General features: G+C 63.0%; 18 protein-coding genes and 2 pseudogenes. 8 read left to right on the top strand and 12 right to left on the bottom strand.

The genetic code is table 11. The annotated features are described in order from the left end of the window. Both Q0L57_RS21815 and Q0L57_RS21810 read right to left on the bottom strand, forming a co-directional pair. A pseudogene (locus tag Q0L57_RS21815) lies at window positions 1–227 on the bottom strand (molybdenum cofactor sulfurase); the annotation flags it as partial. Further along, complete coding sequence (locus Q0L57_RS21810; protein WP_296745115.1) at window positions 202–933, bottom strand: TetR/AcrR family transcriptional regulator; 732 nt, start codon at window positions 931–933, stop codon at window positions 202–204. The pseudogene Q0L57_RS21815 and the gene Q0L57_RS21810, both read right to left, overlap by 26 nt. 54 nt (window positions 934–987) lie before the next feature. Here Q0L57_RS21810 and Q0L57_RS21805 point away from each other — a divergent pair, with 54 nt between their 5' ends. Then, window positions 988–1,404 (top strand): hypothetical protein, encoded by a 417-nt coding sequence (locus tag Q0L57_RS21805; protein WP_296745114.1) that lies wholly within the window; start codon window positions 988–990, stop codon window positions 1,402–1,404. A gap of 184 nt (window positions 1,405–1,588) precedes the next feature. Then, a complete protein-coding gene (locus Q0L57_RS21800) occupies window positions 1,589–2,110 on the top strand; it encodes an isoprenylcysteine carboxylmethyltransferase family protein (RefSeq protein ID WP_296745113.1) in 522 nt (173 codons plus the stop codon). A 22-nt stretch (window positions 2,111–2,132) separates the two neighbouring features. Here Q0L57_RS21800 and Q0L57_RS21795 read toward each other — a convergent pair whose 3' ends face one another. The 3 genes from Q0L57_RS21795 to ettA all read right to left on the bottom strand — a co-directional run bounded on the left by Q0L57_RS21795 (window position 2,133) and on the right by ettA (window position 5,829). Beyond that, the gene (locus tag Q0L57_RS21795; RefSeq protein WP_296745112.1) at window positions 2,133–3,254 is read right to left on the bottom strand and encodes a beta-ketoacyl-ACP synthase III; all 1,122 of its coding nucleotides are present in this window, start codon (window positions 3,252–3,254) and stop codon (window positions 2,133–2,135) included. Window positions 3,255–3,372: 118 nt separating this feature from the next. Next, the gene (gene tam / locus Q0L57_RS21790; RefSeq protein ID WP_296745111.1) at window positions 3,373–4,140 is read right to left on the bottom strand and encodes a trans-aconitate 2-methyltransferase; all 768 of its coding nucleotides are present in this window, start codon (window positions 4,138–4,140) and stop codon (window positions 3,373–3,375) included. 39 nt (window positions 4,141–4,179) lie between these two features. After that, window positions 4,180–5,829, bottom strand: coding sequence for an energy-dependent translational throttle protein EttA (gene ettA / locus Q0L57_RS21785; RefSeq protein ID WP_296745110.1), 1,650 nt, complete (start codon window positions 5,827–5,829; stop codon window positions 4,180–4,182). 255 nt (window positions 5,830–6,084) lie between these two features. Here ettA and Q0L57_RS21780 point away from each other — a divergent pair, with 255 nt between their 5' ends. Then, window positions 6,085–7,362, top strand: a complete 1,278-nt coding sequence (locus Q0L57_RS21780; protein ID WP_296745109.1) for a diguanylate cyclase — start codon at window positions 6,085–6,087, stop codon at window positions 7,360–7,362. Between the two features lie 61 nt (window positions 7,363–7,423). Here Q0L57_RS21780 and Q0L57_RS21775 read toward each other — a convergent pair whose 3' ends face one another. Beyond that, entirely contained in the window at window positions 7,424–8,428 is a 1,005-nt protein-coding gene (locus tag Q0L57_RS21775) for a ribonuclease (RefSeq protein ID WP_296745107.1), read from the bottom strand. Window positions 8,429–8,600: 172 nt separating this feature from the next. Here Q0L57_RS21775 and Q0L57_RS21770 point away from each other — a divergent pair, with 172 nt between their 5' ends. The 3 genes from Q0L57_RS21770 to Q0L57_RS21760 all read left to right on the top strand — a co-directional run bounded on the left by Q0L57_RS21770 (window position 8,601) and on the right by Q0L57_RS21760 (window position 12,494). Further along, window positions 8,601–9,533, top strand: coding sequence for an alpha/beta hydrolase (locus Q0L57_RS21770; RefSeq protein ID WP_296745106.1), 933 nt, complete (start codon window positions 8,601–8,603; stop codon window positions 9,531–9,533). Between the two features lie 139 nt (window positions 9,534–9,672). Beyond that, window positions 9,673–10,848, top strand: coding sequence for a CaiB/BaiF CoA-transferase family protein (locus Q0L57_RS21765; RefSeq protein WP_296745105.1), 1,176 nt, complete (start codon window positions 9,673–9,675; stop codon window positions 10,846–10,848). Beyond that, window positions 10,845–12,494: a thiamine pyrophosphate-binding protein gene (locus Q0L57_RS21760; RefSeq protein WP_296745104.1), complete on the top strand. Its 1,650-nt coding sequence runs from the start codon at window positions 10,845–10,847 to the stop codon at window positions 12,492–12,494. The genes Q0L57_RS21765 and Q0L57_RS21760 overlap by 4 nt, the downstream gene beginning before the upstream one ends. A gap of 50 nt (window positions 12,495–12,544) precedes the next feature. On the opposite strand, the gene Q0L57_RS21755 is transcribed toward Q0L57_RS21760, so the two are convergent. Then, a complete protein-coding gene (locus Q0L57_RS21755; protein WP_296745103.1) occupies window positions 12,545–12,985 on the bottom strand; it encodes a CHRD domain-containing protein in 441 nt (146 codons plus the stop codon). Window positions 12,986–13,181: 196 nt separating this feature from the next. Next, a complete protein-coding gene (locus tag Q0L57_RS21750) occupies window positions 13,182–14,465 on the bottom strand; it encodes a cystathionine gamma-synthase family protein (protein ID WP_296745102.1) in 1,284 nt (427 codons plus the stop codon). 122 nt (window positions 14,466–14,587) lie between these two features. Here Q0L57_RS21750 and Q0L57_RS21745 point away from each other — a divergent pair, with 122 nt between their 5' ends. Then, window positions 14,588–15,046 carry an Lrp/AsnC family transcriptional regulator gene (locus Q0L57_RS21745; RefSeq protein ID WP_296745101.1) on the top strand — a complete coding sequence of 153 codons (459 nt, stop codon included), beginning with the start codon at window positions 14,588–14,590 and terminating at the stop codon, window positions 15,044–15,046. A 48-nt stretch (window positions 15,047–15,094) separates the two neighbouring features. On the opposite strand, the gene Q0L57_RS21740 is transcribed toward Q0L57_RS21745, so the two are convergent. The 4 genes from Q0L57_RS21740 to Q0L57_RS21725 form a co-directional block, all read right to left on the bottom strand. After that, entirely contained in the window at window positions 15,095–16,066 is a 972-nt protein-coding gene (locus tag Q0L57_RS21740; protein WP_296745100.1) for an ABC transporter substrate-binding protein, read from the bottom strand. Window positions 16,067–16,107: 41 nt separating this feature from the next. Then, on the bottom strand, window positions 16,108–17,262 hold the full coding sequence (locus Q0L57_RS21735; RefSeq protein ID WP_296745099.1) for an ABC transporter permease: 1,155 nt from the start codon (window positions 17,260–17,262) through the stop codon (window positions 16,108–16,110). After that, window positions 17,259–18,137 carry an ABC transporter permease gene (locus Q0L57_RS21730; protein WP_296745098.1) on the bottom strand — a complete coding sequence of 293 codons (879 nt, stop codon included), beginning with the start codon at window positions 18,135–18,137 and terminating at the stop codon, window positions 17,259–17,261. Before Q0L57_RS21730 ends, Q0L57_RS21735 begins: the two co-directional genes overlap by 4 nt. A gap of 356 nt (window positions 18,138–18,493) precedes the next feature. Then, window positions 18,494–19,285, bottom strand: a complete 792-nt coding sequence (locus Q0L57_RS21725; RefSeq protein WP_296745097.1) for an ABC transporter ATP-binding protein — start codon at window positions 19,283–19,285, stop codon at window positions 18,494–18,496. Window positions 19,286–19,412: 127 nt separating this feature from the next. Between Q0L57_RS21725 and Q0L57_RS21720 the strand changes: the two are divergent. Beyond that, window positions 19,413–19,626: pseudogene (locus Q0L57_RS21720) on the top strand (cupin); the annotation flags it as partial.

The following is a 19,626-nucleotide window of genomic DNA, read 5'->3' as shown; positions in this document are numbered from 1 at the left end:
CGCATCTCGGTGCCGCGCGGATACCACGGCTCGCGTCCGCCGGACCGCCTCGTGGCGCCCGCGTGAAAGTCGCCCGCGATGCCGTCGAAGCTCAACCGCAATTCGTCCACCGACCTTGTCTGGAAATGATCGAACGGCGCGACATAAAGCGCCGCGACCTTGGCGGTTAGCTTGCGGCCCGGCACGATCTCGATCGTGGGCTCAATCGTGGACAACAGATCCTGCATCGGCATCATCCTTTGGGGCTTTTTGCACTTCGATCTCCCATGCGGCAAGGGCAGTTTCGGCCAGGGCTCGCAAATCGTCCACCGAAGCGCCGTCGCGTGCATGGATCGACATTCCGTTCATGACCCCGGCCAGGTACTTGGCAAATCGCTCGACGGATAGACCCACCGGCACTTCGCCAGCCTCACGTCCCTCGGCCAGCCGGGCAGCGATCGCCGCTTCGGCTGCCTTGCGATATGTCTTGAGCTCGTCCGCAATACCTTGCGCCTGCGGCGACGTCGCCAGCGCACCGCTGACAAACAGGCAGCCGCCAGGCTTTTCCGGCCTTGTGTAGGCCTGTGCCGCCCCCATCAGAAGCAACCGGATCGCCTCCCCGGTCGGCACCGGGGCGCCGAGCGCGTCCTGCGCAAACCCGATCTCCTTGTCGTGGTAGCGCGACAACGCCCGGCGAAACAGCGTCTCCTTGTCCGTGAAGGCGTTGTAGATCTGTGGAGGCGTCAGGCCCATGGCCTCGCGCAGCATCGCAAGCGATGTCGCTTCATAGCCGTGTTCCCAAAACAGATGCATCGCCGCATCGAGCGCGGCGTCGGGGTCGAATGCGCGCGGCCTGCCGCCGCGGGGTTTCTCCGAATTTTCCATAGTGATCGATACGAAACCTATTGACTCTCTGTTTTGAGGTAACGTAACAATCAATACGTAACCTGGCAAGCGCAAAGCAATCGCGCCGTCGGGGTCATTCGCAACCTAGAAGGAAGAACCAATATGCCGATCACCGTAACCGCGCCTGAAGGCGTGCTGACCGCGGCGGGAGAGCGCGAGATCCTGCCCCGCCTGAGCGCCGCCCTCATCGAAGCCTCCGGCGCCACCGGGAATTCATTCTTCACCGCAATTGTCGGCGGGACAGTCCATATCCTGCCGCTTCAACGCATCTACGGAGGCGGAGCCAATCGGCCTCTCGTCATGGTGGAATTGAAATTGCCCAACATCGGCCTCGCGTCGATCGAAGCGCGGGAGGCTTTCATAACGGCCGCCACCAGGATCGTCGCCGAACTCTGCGTGCCGGGCCATAAGGCCGAAAACACATGGATCAATATCCTCAATGCGCCCGATGGCGGTTGGGGCATCGGCGGCCGGCAGTATTCCGGCGAGGCGCTTGTCGCCGCTGCGATGGCTGCGTAAAGGTCGAGCCGGAAGAACAGCTTCTTGCCGGTCTCCCTCCCGGCGATCACGACGTTCTTACCGGCTTCGACTATCTTTTGCCGCGCCTCATCCCTTAGATGGCGCGCCCCAGACGGCGAGCATCGAAAGAGGTTGGATCGTGCACCCCGGACCCGCAATCGCTGCCTTGTGGCTGGCTTGGATCGTGTCCTGGGCCATCGCCGCTTTCTGGTCGGATCCGGCGCAGAAGCGCGCCGGCGTTCAAACGGAACTCAGCTATCGCGTGCTGTGGCTGGTCGGCACCGTGCTGCTGGTCGTCCCGGCGCACGGCTATGTCGGCCGCCTTCGGCTGTGGATGCCGAACCTGACCGAGGCATGGATCTGCGTTGCCCTGGTCGCTATCGGCATCGCCTTCGCCTGGTGGGCTCGCCTGCATCTCGGCAGGCTTTGGTCCGGCACCATTACCGCCAAGGCGGATCATCATGTGGTCGACACTGGTCCCTACGGGCTGGTGCGCCACCCGATCTATACCGGGCTGCTGCTGTCGATCCTTGCCACCATGGCGGCGAAGGGGACCGTCTGGGGTGTCGCCGGCGCAGCCGTGCTGCTCGTCGGCATCGTCATCAAGGCGCGGCTGGAGGAGAGTTTCCTGCGCGGAGAACTGGGCCCAGCCTATGATGATTATGCCAAGCGCGTACCCATGCTGGTGCCGTTCGCGCCGGCATGATGCGGCCGCGCGGCCGTAAGCATCATAACATCTTCAGCAGCGCGCCGCCGATAGAATAGCCAGCGCCGAAGGCGCAAAGCAGGCCGAAATCGCCTGCCGTCATGTCGGCATGATTCTCCGCCAGCGCCACTATGGCGCCCGCGCCTGCCGTGTTGCCGAGCCGCTCCAGCACCATCGGCGCGCGGTCGTGGTCGACATCATGGCCGAAGGACAGCTTCAGGATCATTGCATTCATGCGTGCATTGGCCTGGTGCAGCCAGAAGCGGCGGATGCCTCCCGGCGCCAGCCCGTGTTCGGCCAGGAATTCGACGATGAACTTGTGCCCGGCGACGGTGACTTCCTTGAACACCTTGTTGCCGACCTGCTTGATCAAATTGCCTTCCAGGTCGATCATGTAGGGATCGGCCTGGGCGGTGCGGGTGTGATAGCCGAGATTGGTGCGGATGTTGTTCGACATCTGCGTCCAGGTGCGCGTGTCGAGCACCTCGAAGCGGCCGGGCCGCTTCTCGCCCTGCGCCAGCCCTTCGACGACCATGGCGACCGAAGCGTCGCCGAAGATGAAATGCGTCTGGCGGTCGCGGAAATTGAGATGGCCGGTGATGATCTCTGGCGTCGACACCAGGATGCGCTTGTGCGCCCCTGCCCTGACCAGATTGACCGCGATGTGCAGCGCGGCCGCGGCTGAGGAGCAACCGAGCCCCATGTCGAAGCCGGCGCCCTTGGTGCCAAGCGCCTGCTGCATTTCGATGGCGATCGCCGGATAGGGCCGCTGGTGATGCGAGGCCGAGCAGATCACCAGATCGACCTCGGACGCATCTACTCCGGCGTGGGCAAGCGCCTTCCTGGCCGACGCGATGCCGAACTCGGCCTCCAGCGACAGCGCGTCGTCCGGCCGCGCCGGGATGCGCGGCGTCATGCGGGTCGGGTCGAGGATGCCTTCGCGCTCGACGACATGGCGGGTCTTCACGCCCGACGCGTGCTCAATGAAGGCGCTGTCCGATTTCTGCAGCAGCGTGTCCCCTGTCAGGGCACGGCGCGCATTCTCGGTGTCGACCCAGCTGTTGAAGCTCTCGACCAGTTCTTCATTGGTAATGACGGGTTCAGGGATTTCGGCGCCGATGCCGCTGATGATGACGCGATGCATATCCAATCCGTCTGAGGCACGGGCACCGGAGCGAGCCCGGCGCTACCCTTGTCGCATTTGGCAGGTTTATGCCAGCTTAAATCGACAACCGCCGATGGCACCGCCGAGCGGCGGGTATTCAGGCCCGTTTAGCGATGATGAAGATACGAGGAAAGCGCAACAGCACCTTGCCGTTGGCCGTCTTCGGGTAGGCCTTTGCGATCTTTGCCGTGTAGCTGTCGACGAAGAGCTTTTTCTCATCCGCGTCGAGCGGATCGAGGAACGGCTTCAGTCCGGTCGCCTTCACCCATTCGACGATCGCTTCGGCATCGGCCAGCGGATGGTTGTAGATCGTGTGCCAGATATCCAGCCGGTCCGCGAGCGGCGACAGGAGATCGTAGTAGAACGACACCGGCGGCAGCGGTCCGCGCGCCGCGCTCTTCAGCTTCGCGGAGAACGGCATCTCGGCAGCCGTATCGCGCATCAGCTGATGCGAAGCTTCGCCAAGATTGTCGGGCATCTGGATAGCCAGGGCGCCTCCGGGTGCAAGCAGCCCCATCAGCCGCTGGAAAACGGCCGGGTGTTCCGGCAGCCACTGGAAGACTGCGTTGGCAAAGATGACGTCGATCGGGTTTTCGGGCTGCCAATTAGCGGCATCGGCGAGCGCGAAATTGACGTTCGGCAGCCGCGCCCTCGCCTTCTCGATCATGTCGGGCGAGGTGTCGAACCCGCTGACCTCGGCATCCGGCCAGCGCTCGACCAGAAGCTCGGTCGAGTTGCCCGGCCCGCAGCCGATATCGACGACGCGACGCGGAAAATCGACCGGTACCTGCTGGATGAGATCGCGCGCAGGCCGCGTGCGCTCATCCTCGAACTTCAGATATTGGGCGGCGGACCAGTCAGCCATTTGAGAAACCTCGTCTCCGTCTCGCCGCCCCGCTAGATCTTACCGCGTCAGCCGCTTGTGCGTCATGCGGTGAGGCGCCGCCGCTTCGGCGCCGAGGCGCCGCAGCTTGTCCTTCTCATATTCCTCGAAATTGCCCTCGAACCATTCGACATGCGCGTCGCCCTCGAACGCAAGCATATGGGTGGCCATGCGGTCGAGGAACATGCGGTCGTGGCTGATGATGACGGCACAGCCGGCATAGGCTTCCAGCGCGTCTTCCAGCGCACCCAGCGTTTCGGTGTCGAGGTCGTTGGTCGGTTCGTCGAGCAACAGCACGTTGCCGCCGTTCTTCAACATCTTGGCCAGATGCACGCGGTTGCGCTGGCCGCCCGAGAGGTTACCGACCTTCTGCTGCTGGTCGCCCCCCCGGAAGTTGAAGGACGAGCAGTAGGCACGGCTGTTGATCTCGTGCTTGCCGAGCTTGATGACCTCGGCGCCGCCGGAGATCTCTTCCCACACGGTCTTGTTCCCATCGAGCGCGTCGCGGCTCTGGTCGACATAGCCGAGCTTGACCGTCTCGCCGATGCGGATCGAGCCCGCATCCGGCTTCTCCTGGCCGGTGAAGGTCTTGAACAGCGTCGTCTTGCCGGCGCCGTTCGGGCCGATGACGCCGACGATGCCGCCCGGCGGCAGCCTGAACGACAGGTTCTCGATCAGGAGCTCGTCGCCAAAGCCCTTGTTCAGGCCCTCGACCTCGATCACGACATTGCCGAGCCGCTCGCTCGACGGAATGACGATCTGCGTGTCGGTCGGCTTGCGGTTCTGCGACTGCTCGACCAGTTCCTCATAGGCCTTGATACGCGCCTTGGACTTGGTCTGGCGCGCCTTGGGCGAGGACTGGATCCACTCGCGCTCGCGCCAGATCGACTTCTGGCGGGCGTCGTCCTCGCGGCCTTCCTGGATCAGGCGCTTGGCCTTGGCGTCGAGATACTTGGTGTAGTTGCCCTCGTACGGAATGCCGCGACCACGATCGAGCTCGAGGATCCAGCCGGTGACATTGTCAAGGAAGTAGCGGTCGTGGGTGATGATCAGCACCGAGCCCGGATAGTCGCGCAGGTGCTTTTCCAGCCACGCCGTGGTCTCGGCGTCGAGATGGTTGGTCGGTTCGTCGAGCAGCAAGAGGTCGGGCTGGCGCAACAGAAGCTGGCAAAGCGCGACGCGGCGGCGCTCGCCACCCGAGAGGTTCGTCACTTCCGAGTCGCCTGGCGGGCACTGAAGCGCATCCATCGCCATCTCGACCTGCTGCTCGAGATCCCAAAGGTTGAGCCGGTCCATCTCGTCCTGGAGCTTGGCGGACTCATCCGCCGTCTCGTCGGAATAATTCATCATCAGTTCGTTATAGCGCTCGATGATGGCCGTCTTCCTGGCGACGCCTTCCATGACGTTTTCCATCACGGTCTTGCTGGGGTCGAGCTGCGGTTCCTGGGGGAGATAGCCGACAGTCGCGCCCTCGGCCAGCCACGCCTCGCCCTGGAATTCCTTGTCTAGCCCGGCCATGATGCGCAGGATCGTCGACTTACCCGAGCCGTTCGGGCCGAGGATGCCAATCTTGGCGTCCGGATAGAAGGACAGGTGAACGTTATCGAGCACCTTCTTGGTGCCATAGGCCTTCGACAGGCCGGACATGTGATAGATGAACTGGCGAGCCACGCGCGCTTTCCCTGGAAACTGAAGTGTCGAGTTGGATGGAGGATTGCGCGCTATGTAGGCGATGAAGCGCCGAACGGCAATCGCTTTCGGCGTGCGACGACGGATCCGGAAGCTTTCGCCCGGCCGAAACAGCCGCATCTTTTCGGCCGGACGGTGGTCCGATGAAAGCAGCGGTTAACCATTCGCCGTCAAAACACTGAGAGGTTGGGAAATTGCGGCCAGGCCGCGATTTCGGGGAAAGGTCGGATCGACGACGTGCTGAACGGTGTCCTGCTCCTTGCCGAGGCGGTTCTGTACTTCGGCGCCATGGTCACGCTCTTCCGCTTCAGGGCCCGCATCGGACTAGGCGTGTTCGTCTGCGCGCTCGGCGTCATGCATTTCCTCGAAACCTATCTGGCCAGCGTCTTTTATGTCCAACTGCCCTTCGGCATGGTCTCGCCAGGCTCGGCCGTGATGTTCTCCGGCAAGCTGGTGATGCTGCTCCTGCTCTACATGAAGGAGGACGCGGCCACCGTCCGACAGCCGATCTACGGCCTGCTGCTCGGCAATGCGCTGATGATCGGTCTGGTGCTGGTCCTGCGCCTGCATACGATTTCACCGCTTCCTGACGGCAAGGTTCCCGATATCGGCTTCATCGACGAGATGGGCTGGCTGATGGTCTGGGGCACCACGCTGCTCTTCATCGATGCCATCCTGATCATCCTGCTCTACGAGAAGCTCGGCGCCTATCTGCGCCATCTGCCTTTCGCGCGGATATTTGCCTCGGTCGCCTGCGTGCTGACTTTCGACCAAATCGGCTTCTTCACCGCGCTGCACTTCGTTGCCGGCGCGCCGATCGCGGTCTTCTTCGGCGGCTGGTTCGCCAAGATGGGTGCGGCGCTTGCCTATAGCGGCATGCTGGTAGCCTATCTCAAATGGGTGGAGGATCACGACGTCGCCGTGCCGCGTGGTCTCTCCGACATTTTCGACACCCTGACCTACCGCGAACGCTATGAAGCCCTCATCAAGTATGTCGGTCGCGACGGCCTGACCGGCCTGCTGCATCGCGGCAGTTTCGATGCCGACGGCGAGTCCGCTGTCGCGGCCGCCATCAATATCGGCAAGCCGCTCAGCCTGCTCATCGTCGACGTCGATCATTTCAAGTCGATCAACGACCGTTTCGGCCATGCCGAGGGCGACAAGGTGCTGAAGTCGACGGCCGCGATGCTGGCCGAGACGGTTGGTGGCAGCGATCAGGTGTTCCGGATCGGCGGCGAGGAGTTCGCAATACTGACACAACAGCCACACGCATCGGCCAGGTTGCTCGGTGAAAGCATCAGAAACGCGGCCAAGACCTCGGCGCACACCGGCCGATACGACATCACCGTCAGCGCCGGTGTCTCCACCGTCAGCGAAACGACGCGCTGCCTTGCCGACATTTTCGCGCTCGCCGACCAGCGCCTCTACAAGGCCAAGTCGAGCGGCCGCGACCGTGTCGTCGGCGAGCCGGGCGGTGAAGCGATCACGCGCGGGGTCTCCCCGAAGACTGCCTAGGGCAATTGCAGGAAAAGTGTGAAGCGGTTTTCCGTACGGAATTGCATAGATCTGGTTTTTCCTACTGGAACCCGATCGGATCGACCGCGCCCTTCGGGCAGCCGGCCTTGCTCGTCGGCGCCGAGGCCATGAGCAGGTCGCCGAGCTTTGAGTCCGGACCGATGGTGCCGGACAGACCGAGCGTCAGCTCGCCGATCATGCGCCTGCCGCTCGACGGATCGACCAGGCAGGAAACCCGCACACGCTCGCCGGCGCCTTTGCCGAAGGCATCGTCGAAGGCGCTACGGATCTGATCCGATGTTATTTGCTTGCCGATGTTGCGAGTGAAAAGGTCGCGCACCGACGAAGCGTTCACCGCCCGCATCAGGTTGAGCGCATCGGAGAAATACTCCTGTTGGCTCTTGCCGTAGCAAGTGCCGTGCTTGATCCACTCATGGCGTTCCAGTTTGGAAACGGTGCCGGGCATCACCTGATCAAGCTCGGCGCGGGTGTTGGCATCGAGATTGACCGGCGGCAGGTCGCCCCAATGCGCCGGGTTGTCGTTCGCCTTGTCTCCAGCCGAAACCTGGCAATAGAAATTGCCGTTCGGTTGCGGCCACAGCCCGTGCAAGGTGAAGTGGGTGGCGTCGAACTCGTTGGGGTTTTGCGCCCGGCATTCGGGTTTGGTGGCCTTGGTCTCGCAGAAAGCCGGCTGCCAACTCAGCGCGAAGACATATTCCGGCTTACCTGAGGCACTCTGCTTGCTCTGACCTGCGGGAGCCGGCGTGGCCGATGCGTTCGCTCCGGCGACATGGCCGCAGCTGATCTTGACCCAGCGCCGCTCCGGATCAGCACCTGGCACGAGGATCAGATAGTGAGTGGGCTCGTCCTTGTTGCCTGCTAGCAGCTGGTAGCTCTGCCCGGTCTGGGTCGACACATTGCCAGGGTTCTTGTCGCCCCTGATGGCCTGCGTCGCCGGACAGGCGCTGTCGGCCACGAAGGAGCCAGACATCTTCACATCGGCGCGCGCCGCGCCGGCGCCGACGAGAGCCGCGACGGCCGAAGCCCAAAGTACCCAGAACCGCATTTCCGCTCTCCCCCGCAATTGATTCGCCACACTAGGTTCGGCGACATGTCAGAATTACGATTTTTTTGCCGGATGGAAAGCAACCACTAGGACGCCTCACATTTAGACGGCGATCAAGTCCTCCCTTGACGCGCATCGAACCCTCCCTCAACAGTCACGGAGGGAGCGAGACATGCCATTCGACAAGCAAACCAGGCTGGCCTCACCGACTGGGGCCGACCTCAACCTTTATGCGAAGCACGCCACGGGAAAACTGCGCGCCGTGGTGCAGATCAATCATGGCCTTGCCGAGCACGCAGCCCGCTACGAACGCTTTGCCGACTTCCTTGCGCCACGCGGCTTTCATGTCTACGCCCATGACCATCGGGGCCACGGCGCGACAAAAGCGCCCGACGCGCCTCTCGGCCGATTTGCCGATGTCGACGGCATCGCCAAGGTGATCGCCGATGTCGGCGCGGTCCACGATCTGATCGCCGCCGGACATCCAGGCTTGCCGGTCATCGCTTTTGGACATTCGCTCGGCGCCTCGATCGCCCTCAACTTCGTGCTGCGCCACTCCAAGCGCGTCCATGCCGCCGCGATCTGGAACGGCAATTTCTCGCAGGGCATGCTCGGCAAGCTGGCGCTGGGCATCCTCGGCTGGGAGCGGATGCGGCTGGGCTCGGACGTCCCGTCACGCCTCTTGCCCAGGCTCACCTTCCAGGCTTGGGGCAAGGCCGTTCCCAACCACCGGACCTTGTTCGACTGGCTGTCGCGCGATCCGGTCGAGGTCGACAAATACATCGCCGACCCGCTCTGCGGCTGGGATGCTTCGGTGTCGATGTGGCGCGATGTGGTCAGCATGGCGCTCAATGGCGGCAAGGATTCGAGCTTTGCCGGCGTGCGCCGGGATCTCTTCGTCAATCTCGTCGGCGGCGAGAAGGACCCGGCCTCGGATTACGGCAAGGCCGTCCATCACCTCGCCCGGCGGATGCAGGCAATGGGCTTTTCGAATCTCGTTTCAAAGGTTTATGCGGACACCCGCCACGAAAGCCTGAACGAGATCAATCGCGATAGCGTCATGAATGAATTCGCCGTATGGGCGGACAGCGTGCTGAAGTCGTGAGCGGCGTGGCCTACAGCATCGGTCGTGACACGGCCGCCCGCGGTTGATAGTGCATGTCGCCCAAAAGTGCGCAGTGGTTTGGGATGACGGCATGGACAAGCCGCATTCCAGGCTGCGCGTCGTCAAACCACGGTGATCCATGGCAGAACCTCCGCTGAAAGGCATCCGCGTTATCGAACTTGCCCGCATTCTCGCGGGGCCCTGGGCGGGACAATCGCTCGCCGATCTTGGCGCCGATGTCATCAAGGTCGAAAGCCCGGACGGCGGCGACGACACCCGCAAATGGGGCCCGCCCTTTGTCATGGGCCATGATGGCGAGAACCTCTCGGCCGCCTACTATCATTCCTGCAATCGCGGCAAGCGCTCGATCGCCATCGATTTTTCGACACCGGAAGGCGCCGACACCGTTCGCCGCCTGGTCGCGACCGCGGACGTGCTGATCGAGAATTTCAAGCTCGGTGGCCTCAAGAAATACGGCCTCGACTACGAGAGCCTGAAGAAGATCAACCCGCGCCTCGTCTATTGCTCGATCACCGGCTTCGGCCAGGATGGCCCCTACGCGCCTCGCGCGGGCTATGACTTCATCATCCAGGGCATGGCCGGCATGATGTCGATCACCGGCGAACCCGGGCGCGAGCCGCAGAAGGCCGGTGTCGCCATCTCCGACATCTTCACCGGGCTGTATTCGGTGATCGCCATCCAGGCGGCACTACGCCACGCGGAGAAGACTGGCGAGGGCCAGCACATCGACATGGCGCTTTTCGACAGCCAGATCGCTGCGCTCGGCAACCAGAACCTCAACTATCTTATCTCCGGCAAATCCCCCGTGCAGATGGGCAATGCGCACATGAACATCGCGCCCTACGAGGTGCTGCCGGTGAAGGACGGCCACATCATCCTGGCGGTCGGCAATGACGGCCAGTTCGGCAAGTTTTGCGCCGTCGTCGGCCTCACAGACCTGCCCGCCAACCCGGATTTCGCCACCAATCCCGCCCGCGTTGCCAACCGCACGAAGTTGCGCGGAACGATCGTCGAAGCGCTGAAGACGCTCGATCGCGATCAGCTGCTGGCCAAGCTCGATACGGCTGGTGTGCCGGCAAGCCCGATCAACACCATCGGCCAGATGTTCGACGATCCGCAGACGGTTGCGCGCGGCATGCGGCTCGATCTCGACGACGGCCACGGCAATCGCCTGCCCTCGGTCCGCGCGCCTATGGTGATGTCCGGCACGCCGCTGGTCTATGAACGCCCGTCGCCGCGTCTCGGCGAACACACGCAAGAAATCCTGGCCGAACTGGAGAAGTCAGCAAAATGAAGACCGGCGGACAACTGATCGTCGAAGCGCTCGAGGCGAACGGCACCGACCGCATTTTCTGCGTGCCAGGCGAATCCTATCTCGCGGTGCTCGATGCGCTGCACGACTCCTCCATCCGCACCATCGTCTGCCGCCAGGAAGGCGGCGCGGCCATGATGGCCGACTGCCAGGGACGCCTGACCGGCAAGCCGGGCATCTGCTTCGTCACCCGCGGCCCCGGCGCCACCAACGCCTCGGCTGGCATCCACATCGCCATGCAGGATTCGGTGCCGCTCATCCTGTTCATCGGCCAGGTCGCAAGCCACGCCAAGGAACGAGAGGCTTTCCAGGAAGTCGACTACAAGCGCTTCTTCGGTGACATCGCCAAATGGGTGGTCGAGATTGACGATGCCTCGCGCATCCCCGAATTCGTCACCCGCGCCTTCGCGGTGGCGACATCGGGCCGTCCCGGCCCGGTCGTAATCTCGCTGCCCGAAGACATGCTGACCAGCGAGGTCGAGGCACCGGAAGCGCTTCCGCACACACCGGTCGAAACCCACCCAGGCGCGACTGAACTCGACGCGCTGGAAATGCTGCTCAACAACGCCAAGCGCCCCTTCGTCATCCTTGGTGGCACACGCTGGAACGCGGAAGCGGTGGCGCGGATGCGCACGATCGCCGAGACTTGGTCGCTTCCCGTCGGCTGCTCGTTCCGTCGCCAGATGCTGTTCGATCATCTTCACCCGAATTATGCCGGCGACGTTGGCATCGGCATCAACCCGAAGCTTGCCGCGCAGATCAAGGCAGCCGATGTGGTGCTGCTGATCGGCGGCCGCATGGGCGAAATGCCCTCGTCCGACTACACGCTGCTGAAGAGCCCTTATCCCGACCAGGCACTGGTGCATGTCCATGCGGACGCCGGTGAACTGGGCCGTGTCTATCGGCCGACACTCGCGATCAACGCCTCGCCGTCGGCTTTCGTCGAAGCCTTTGGCAAGCGCAAGCCGGCCGGCACGCCATCATGGGCGGCTGAAACCGAAAAGGCGCATGCCGCCTATCTCGAATGGTCGACCCCGCCGCAGACCGGCCCCGGCGCTGTGCAGATGGGGCCGATCATGGACTATCTGGAAAAGGCGCTGCCGGAGGATGCCATCCTCGCCAACGGCGCCGGCAACTACGCCACCTGGGTGCATCGCTTCCATCGCTTCCGCCGCTTCGCCACGCAGGCGGCACCGACCTCCGGCTCGATGGGTTACGGCACGCCGGCCGCGGTCGCCGCCAAGGCCTTGCATCCCGACCGCGAGGTCATCGCCTTTGCCGGCGACGGCTGCTTCCTGATGAACGGGCAGGAATTCGCGACTGCCGTCCAGTACGACCTGCCGATCATCGTGGTCGTGGTCAACAACGGCATCTACGGCACAATCCGCATGCATCAGGAGCGGGAATATCCGAGCCGCGTCGTCGCCACCGACCTCAAGAACCCGGACTTCGCGGCACTCGCGCGCTCCTATGGCGGTCATGGCGAGACAGTGGAAAAGACCGCCGATTTCGCGCCGGCCTTCGAACGCGCGCGCGCCAGCGGCAAGCCGGCGATCGTCGAGATAAGGCTCGACCCCGAGGCGATCACGCCGACCCGCACGCTGACGCAAATCCGCGACAAGAACTGACGGCAAGACAGAGGGGCGGCTCGCCGCCCCTTGTCATCGGCATAACTGGTCTACATAGCCTTTTCGATCTGCCCGCGGATCTCGCCGTCCTTGTTGGCGGCGGTGTGAACGTTGACGTAATACTTGCCGGCTTCGAGATCGGCTGCCTGGGCATCGGTCAGCGTCGCGGATCCTTTGATCGGGCTCTTGAGATTCTTGAACGGGATCACCGGTGGCGCATTTTCACCCATTCCGGCGGGGCCGTGGATGTGGGCGGCTACCGCCGGCCCGCTGAGGCCTGAATATTTAACGTTCCAGCTCAGCTTCTTCTTGGTCGTGTCGAAGGTGAACGTGGCAGTCCCCTTGCCCTTGGTGGTGACGGGCGGACTCTGCTGTGTGCCATCGAGCGTGGCTTTGAACTTCATCGTCTCGGCCATGGCCGGCGGTGCAAGCAAGAAGGCAGTCGAGACGGCGAGCGCCGCAACCATTGGCGACAGGGACTGGATGCGCATGGAGTACCTCCGTTGGCTGATACACCCGACACGGCTCCCCAGCGCACGGATGCACCCTCACAACGGTTTCACCGCCCGATGTATCCCAGCACACGCTTATTTTATGGAAGACAATGGAAGAGAGGCAGCAGCCCGCCCCTCCAAGAATGTCTTCAACAGCCCTCTGCGCCCGAGGCACCACTGCATCGACATTCGCTCAAGCCGCCGCCAGCGCCTGCGTCAGGTCGGCGATCAGATCGTCCGGATGCTCGACGCCGATCGACAACCTGACTGTGGTTTCCAGCACACCGATGCGCTGACGCACCTCGAAGGGAATGCCAGAATGGGTCATAGCGGCCGGATGGCTGGCGAGCGATTCCGTTCCGCCAAGGCTGACCGCCAGCTTGAAGATCTGCAGCGCGTTGAGGAAGGCGAAAGCCGCCTTCTGGCCGCCCAGGATATCGAAGGAGAAGGTCGAGCCGGCCCCGCTGCATTGCGCCCGATAGACACGGGCCGCCGCAGTATCTTCGCCCAGGAACGGCAGGTAATGGACCTTGTCGACCTTGGGATGATCGCGCAGGAATTCGGCGACCAGCCGTGCATTGTCGTTCGCCCTTTCCATGCGGATCGACAGCGTCTCCAGCGAGCGGCCGAGCATCCAGCAGGAATGCGGATCGAGTTGCGTGCCGATCGCGCCACGCAGCGCCTTGATTGGCTTGGTGACCGCCTTGCTGCCCATGACCGCGCCTGCGATCAGGTCGGAGTGGCCGCCGACATATTTGGTCAGCGAATAGACCGAGACATCGGCGCCATGTTCGATGGGCCTCTGGAAGACGGGGCCGAGCAGCGTGTTGTCACAGGCAATGATCGGCGCGCCCCCTTGCCTGGCGCCGATCTCGTCGGCGATCTTCCGCATCAGCGCGATATCGACAAGGCTGTTGGTCGGGTTCGACGGCGTCTCGATCAGGATGACCGACACTCGACCCTTCGCCGTCGCGGCATCGGCGGCCGCGCGCACCGCAGTCTCGTCCACACCATCGGCGAAGCCGACGGCGCCTATGCCGAAGGCGCCGAGCGTGCGCGTCAAAAGCGTCTCCGTGCCGCCATAGAGCGGCTGTGAGTGCAGGATGACGTCGCCCGGCCGCGCATAGGCGAGCAGCGTCGTGGCAATCGCCGACATGCCGGACGAAAACAGGATGCAGGCGTCCGTTCCCTCGTAGACAGCCAGCCGATCCTCGACGATCTCGCTGTTGGGGTGGTTGAAGCGCGAATAGACCAGGCCGGACGCGGTGCCGCTCGGCGGTTCCTTGCGGCCGGACGTGTAGTCGAAGAAGTCGCGTCCCTCCTCCGCCGATTTGAACACGAAGGTCGAGGTCAGGAACACCGGCGGTTTGACGGCACCTTCTGAAAGCTGCGGATCGAAGCCATAGCTCAGCATCAGTGTTTCCGGATGGAGCTTGTGGTTGCCGATATGGGTTTTCGAAGGACGCGGCGCGGTCATGGCAGTTCCTGCTTTTCTGAGGAGTGTTCTTCGCAATTTATGCGATCTCCACCGAGCAGTCCTTGCTATTTTCGGACCGTCGTGCCTGCTGGCCGGCAATGATTTGCCTCCGGGAGCAAAATGTGCAGCAGAAGATAGCTGACGATTTCGACCGCAAGATCCTGCATGAGCTGCGGGCAGACGCACGCATCACCAACAACGAACTCGCCGAGCGGATCGGCCTGTCGCCGTCACCTTGCCTGCGGCGCGTGCGGCGGTTGGAGGAGGCCGGCGTCATTCGCGACTACACCGCGCTGGTCGACCCGGCGGCTTTCGGCTGGAACATGGTCGCCATCGCCACCATACGGCTCGGCCGCCAGAACGAGGACGAGATCGTCATGTTCGAGGAAGCGATCCGTGGCTGGGACGAAGTGCTGGAATGCCACCTCGTCACGGGCTCGCGCGACTACGTGCTGAAGGTGGTGACGGAGAGCCTCGAACGCTATGAGCGCTTCATCAAGGAGAAGATCGCCCGGCTGAAATGCGTCGCCTCGATCGAGACCAGCTTCGTCATGAACACCATAAAGGAACGGCGCCTTTGACACATGGCCAAAGGCGCCGCCTTCAGAACGAGATTTTGAGGCTCAGGCTTACTTGATCGCCTTGTCGGTGATGGCGGTCGTGTAGGCGCCGCTCGGCTCCTTGGTGATGATCTTCTGGTCGAGCAAGGCCTTGGCCGTCCGCTCATAAGCCGCCGGGATCAGCTTGCCGTCGGCATTGTCGATCAGCTTGGCCACTTCCTTCATCATGAACTTCTGGTGGTTTTCGTCCTGACCGCCACCGTCCACGACGATGCCGGCCGCTTCGTCAGTGTTCTCGGTGGCGTATTTCCAGCCCTTCATCGAGGCTCGCACGAAACGCACCATCTTGTCCGCGAAAGCCGGATCCTTGAGCTTGTCCTCGAGTGTGTAGAGCCCGTCTTCCAGAAGGTCGTTGCCCATGGCCGAATAGTTGAAGACGATCAGGTCCTCAGGCTTGTAGCCGGCATCGAGCACCTGGCCATATTCGTTGTAGGTCATCACCGAGATGCAGTCCGCCTGCTTCTGGATCAGCGGCTGCACGTCGAAGCTCTGCTTCAGCACGGTGACGCCGTCGGGCCCGCCATCGGTCTTGAGGCCGATCTTGCTCATCCAGGCGTAGAACGGATATTCGTTGCCGAAGAACCAGACGCCCAGCGTGTGCCCTTTGAAGTCGGCCTCGGTCTTGATCGGGCCGTTCTTCGGGCAGACCAGTTCCATGCCTGCCTTCTTGAAGGGCTGTGCGATGTTGACCAGCTTCACGCCCTTGTCGCGGGCAGCGAGCGCGCCGCCCATCCAGTCGACGATAACATCGGCGCCGCCGCCGGCGATCACCTGTTCGGGCGCGATGTCGGGACCGCCCGGCTTGATGTCGACGTCGAGGCCTTCGGCATCATAGAAACCCTTGGCCTTGGCGACATAGTAGCCGGCAAACTGGGCCTGCGTGACCCACTTCAGCTGCAGCGTCACCTTGTCGGCCGCCATCGCCTGGAAAGCGGCCAGCGACATCGCGCCGGCCAGAATTGGAATAATCAGTCTTTTCATGTTTTTACCCTCTGAAGTTAGCACCCTTGAACCCACCGCCCCTATCCACCACGGACAGAGGGATGCCAAAACGTGACGGCTCTTTCGACGAGAGCAACCACGCCATAAAAGACCGAACCCGCCAGTGCTGCAACTGCGATTTCGGCCCACACCATGTCGATGTTCATCCGCCCGACTTCCGTCGAAATACGGAATCCCATGCCGACCACGGGCGTCCCGAAGAACTCCGCGACGATGGCGCCGATCAGTGCCAGCGTCGAATTGATCTTCAGGGCATTGAAGATGAAAGGCATTGCCGCGGGCAGCCTGAGCTTCAGGAGCGTCGGCCAGTAGCCGGAAGCGTAGGTGCGCATCAGGTCGCGCTCCATATGGCCGGACGCGGCAAGCCCTGCGACCGTGTTCACCAGCATCGGGAAGAAGGTCATGATGATGACCACTGCGGCCTTGGACGGCCAGTCGAAGCCGAACCACATTACCATGATCGGCGCCACGCCGATGATCGGCAGCGCCGACACCATGTTGCCGATTGGCAGCAGCCCGCGCCGCAGGAACGGCACCCGATCGGCGAGAATGGCGACGGCGAAGCCGGCGAGATTGCCGACGATGTAGCCTATGAGCACCGCCTTCAGGATCGTCTGCCGCACATCCGCGCCCAGCACCGGCAAGGAGTTCGCGATGCGCGCGCCGATGGCGCTCGGCGGCGGCAGCAGGATGAATGGGATGCCCGCGCCTCGCACCAGCGCTTCCCAGATGATCAGTATCCAGGCGCCGAAGATCGCCGGGATGATCAGGCGCAACGCCATCCGCGCCCAGTTTGCGGCGGGACGCAGCGAGGAGAGCAGCGCCACGCAGCGCCATGCAAGCAACCATGCCGCTGCAAGCAACAGGAAATAAGGGGCCAGCGCCGTGCCCTCGAAGCCGCCAATGCCCTTGATCAGCAGCCAGGCGGCGGCATGGGCGCCGACGAAGAGGACGATCGCTTCGACAATAGGGGTCAGCTTGACCATCGAAGCCGCTGCCGCGATCAGCAACAGCCCGAGAATCAGTCCCTTGGCGCCCATATAGGGATAGGCCATCGCAGCCGTCGGCTGCGCTAGCGCGGCCGCTTCCGGCTTCGTCATGGCGCCGAGCGCCAAAGCCATGAGGCACAGCAGGATCGCCAACACCGCTTGCCAGGAGGGTTTCAACCAACTCATGCCGGCCTCCCACCCATGGCGCGGTCGACGAGGCGTCCGGCGATGCCGACCACCATGACCAGAAGTGCGGCCACGATCGAACCGGCGACGAGCGCCGACCAGATGTCGATGGACTGGCTGTAATAGGCGCCGGCGAGCAGCTTGGCGCCGATGCCGGCGACAGCGCCAGTCGGCAATTCGCCGACGATGGCGCCGACGAGGCTTGCCGCCACCGCGACCTTCATCGAGGTGAACAGGAACGGCACCGAAGCCGGTACGCGCAGTTTCCAGAACGTTTGCGCGCGGCTGGCGTTGTACGTGTGCATCAGATCGAGATGCATGATCTCGGGCGAGCGCAGGCCTTTCACCATGCCGACCGTGACCGGGAAGAACGACAGGTAGGTCGATATCAGTGCCTTGGGGATCAGCCCCGTGATGCCGACAGCCGCCAGCACCACGATGATCATCGGCGCCACCGCTAGGATCGGGATGGTTTGCGAGGCGATGATCCATGGCATCAGACTGCGGTCGAGCGTCGCCACATGCACGATGCCAACCGCAATGACGATGCCGAGCGCAGTGCCGAACGCAAAGCCGAGCAGCGTCGACGACAGCGTCACCCAGGCGTTGTAGACGAGGCTGCGGTTGGATGTGATGGGTCGCAGGAAAGTGTTCTCGAAGAAGTTCACCGCCACCTGATGCGGCGCCGGCAGCGTCGGCTTCGGCTGCGACAGCGTCTTGCCGATGAATTCCACCGTTCCGGATGTCGTGTTGGAGCGCTGGTCGATATCGCGCTGGAACGGAGCATTGAGGACGACGGCAAAGACATACCAGAGCACGACCACGCCGGCGAGGATGGTGGTAACGGGGATGATTTTCGAGCGGAAGCTATCCATGGAGCGATCCTCCACGCTTCGGCGGCAGAACGCGACGCAGCGGGTCTATCGTCATCCTAGGGCGGAGCAAGGAGCGAAGCGACGCGGCGCAGACTCTAGGATCCATGCCGTTACCTCGACGCTCCGCAGCGGCGCGAAACAGGGCTTCTGGCGCCGGGCTCTGCTTGTCAGCTATTCTGAATCGCTTACGTCCTTCGACCGATGTCGCGGCATGGATCCCAGGGTCTGCGCTCCGCTTCGCGTCGCTCCGCCCTAGGATGACGAAATCGTGGGGCGCCCACCCCTCACCAGACCTCCGCTTCGCTCCGGCCACCCTCTCCCCGATGGGGAGAGCAGGAACCTCCTCTTCCCGCCCCTCAATCATCATAGCTGTGCCCAGCCCTCAAGCCGTCGCGCACGCGCGCCGCGATCGCCAGGAACTCCGGCGTCTCGCGAATGTCGAGCGGACGTTCCTTCGGCAGCGTGGACTCGATGATGTCGCTGACGCGGCCCGGTCGCGGCGACATGACGACGATGCGCGTCGACAGATAGACCGCTTCAGGGATGGAGTGAGTGACGAAGCAGATCGTCTTGTTGGTGCGCCCCCACAGATCGAGGAGTTGCTCGTTCAGATGGTCGCGCACGATTTCGTCGAGCGCGCCGAACGGTTCATCCATCAGCAACAGGTCGGCATCGAAGGCGAGCGCGCGCGCGATCGAGGCGCGTTGCTGCATGCCGCCCGAAAGCTGCCACGGATACTTCTTCTCGAAGCCGGAGAGATTGACGAGTTCCAGCGTGCGCTTGATGCGCTCCGCCTGCTCGGCCTGGCTCAGCCCGATGATCTCCAGCGGCAACCCGACATTGCGCTCGATCGTGCGCCACGGGAACAGCGCCGCCGCCTGGAAGACATAGCCGTAGGCGCGTTTCTCGCGCGCCTGCTCCGGCGTCATGCCGTTGACGGAGATGGCCCCCGATGTCGGCTTCTCCAGGTCGGCGATGACCCGTAGCAAGGTCGTCTTGCCGCAGCCGGACGGGCCGATGAAAGAGACGAACTCGCCTTTGCCGATGGTCAGATCGACATTGGACAGCGCCTGCACCGGGCCATCATTGGTCTGAAAGGTAAGGCCAAGCTTGCTTGCCGCGACGACGGCTGGCGAAGTCGATGTCATCGGCTGGAACCTGCCTCTTTGGGCAATGGCATCAGCCGGAATCCGATTGCTTTTATGGCGATGTTGTTTTCCACTCGACCCGTCCCATTGGCCTTGTCTTGTCAGATCGACGCCCGGAGTTTCCCCGATGTCGCCCAAGCCGACTTGTCATCTTATCCGTCCCGAAAGCACTTATGAAGGCAAGCAGGGACTGAGCTATTTCGCCGGTATTGCCGCCGAAACCGTCGGCTCCTCCGGCATCTGCATGCATCTGCTGACCATCCCGCCCGGCGCCCGCGCCAAGGCGCATAAGCATGAAAGCCATGAGACGGCGATCTACGTGCTCTCCGGCGAGGTCCACA

Origin of the sequence: Mesorhizobium sp., assembly GCF_024509055.1 — a bacterium.
Lineage (GTDB): Bacteria > Pseudomonadota > Alphaproteobacteria > Rhizobiales > Rhizobiaceae > Mesorhizobium.
Note: the sequence above shows the minus strand (reverse complement) of the source record. Positions and strands in the feature narration are given on the sequence as shown.